Annotated in this window: 1 protein-coding gene and 1 pseudogene; both read right to left on the minus strand. The window is 71.1% G+C overall.

Going from position 1 to position 1,527, the window contains the following annotated elements:
• A pseudogene (locus Q7T09_RS08925) lies at positions 1 to 981 on the minus strand (PQQ-dependent sugar dehydrogenase); the annotation flags it as partial.
• 38 nt (positions 982 to 1,019) lie between these two features.
• The coding region (locus Q7T09_RS08930) for an asparagine synthase-related protein (RefSeq protein WP_304699254.1) at positions 1,020 to 1,527 on the minus strand (508 nt) is incomplete at its 5' end.

Below are 1,527 nucleotides of genomic sequence, written 5' to 3' on the forward strand. Positions count from 1 at the left end.
CGAGGCGGCGATCACCGGGTCCCAGTAATAGATCGGCTGCTCCATGCCCTCCTTGGCGGTGAGCCCCGCGCCGACGGGACCGCCCTGGTACTCAATGCCGTAGGTGATGGTGGGCCAGCCATAGTCCTTGCCGGCGGCCGGGATGTTCAGCTCATCGCCGCCCCGGGCGCCGTGTTCGGTGGTCCACAGCTTGCCGGTGGCGGGGTTGAGCGCCGCGCCCTGGACGTTGCGGTGGCCGATGGACCAGATCTCGGGACGGGCGCCGGCCTTGCCGACGAAGGGGTTGTCCTGGGGGATCGAGCCGTCGGCGTTGATGCGCACCAGCTTGCCGATGGCGCTGTCCATCTTCTGCGACTGCACGCGGCCCGGCAGGACCGAGCGGTCGCCAAGCGTCACGAACAGCTTGCCGTCGGGGGCGAACACCAAGCGTCCGCCCTAGTGCTGCACCGACTCCAGGGACGGCGCCTGGTGATAGATCACCTGGACGTTCTCCACCTTCGCCTGACCGTCGGCGGCCACCACCAGCTTGCCGCGGGCGACGGCGGTGTTGGTCATCTTCTCGGCCGGGCTTTCGGCATAGCTCCAGTAGATCAGGCCGTTCTTGGCGAAGGCCGGATCGACCGCCAGGCCCAGCAGGCCGCCCTGACCCCTGGCGTAGATGGCGGGCAGGCCGGTCACCGGCTCACTCAGCGCGCCGTCGGCGCCGACGATCCGCAGGCGGCCGGGCTTCTCGCTCACCAGGATCCTGCCGTCCGGCAGGAAGGCGATCCCCCAGGGATTGGCCAGACCCTCTGCGACCGTCTTCACCTCGTACTCGACCCCGGCCTTGACCTCCGGCGCGCGGGTCTGGCCGGCGAAGGCCGGGACCTGGTCCTTGCCGTTGGGGGCCCGCGTCTCCACCGGCCCGCCGGGCGCCGCCTGGGTGGGCCCGCAGGCGGAGATGAGGGCGGCCACCGCGGCGGTGAAGAGCAGGATACGCATGGGAGTCTCCGGGGTTTTCAGGACAATGGCAGGGGCGGTCAGATCGTTCCGGCGACCTGGCGCAGGGCGTCGTCGGGAGACGCGCCCTCCAGGTGGATCAGCGACCAGACGGCGAAGAACAGCAGGGGCCAGCGCTCGGAGCCGCCCCCTTCGAAGGTGGCGCGCACGGCTTGCGGCGTCCGCACTCGGCGCACCGCCCCAACCTTGCCGATCCGCTCGGCGAGGTCGGCGGCGCGGGGTGCGATCCAGGCGTCGACGGGGACGGTGAAGCCCTGCTTGCGGGCCCAGGGATCGGCGGCGGGACAGACCCGCTCCAGCCACTTGCGCACCAGCCACTTGCCATAGCGCCCCCGCACCTTGAACCGGTCGGGCAGGGGGAAGGCGAAGTCGGCCACGCGCGGATCGAGGAACGGAGTGCGGCCCTCCAGCCCATGGGCCATCAGGCAGCGGTCCAGCTTCAGCAGCAGGTCGTTCGGCAGCCAGGTGGCGATGTCGGCCCATTGCGCCTGCTGCAGCCGGGTAAGGCTCGCGGGCGCCCTTGCCTGC

The sequence above is a fragment of the Phenylobacterium sp. genome (assembly GCF_030645195.1).
Taxonomy (GTDB): domain Bacteria; phylum Pseudomonadota; class Alphaproteobacteria; order Caulobacterales; family Caulobacteraceae; genus Phenylobacterium.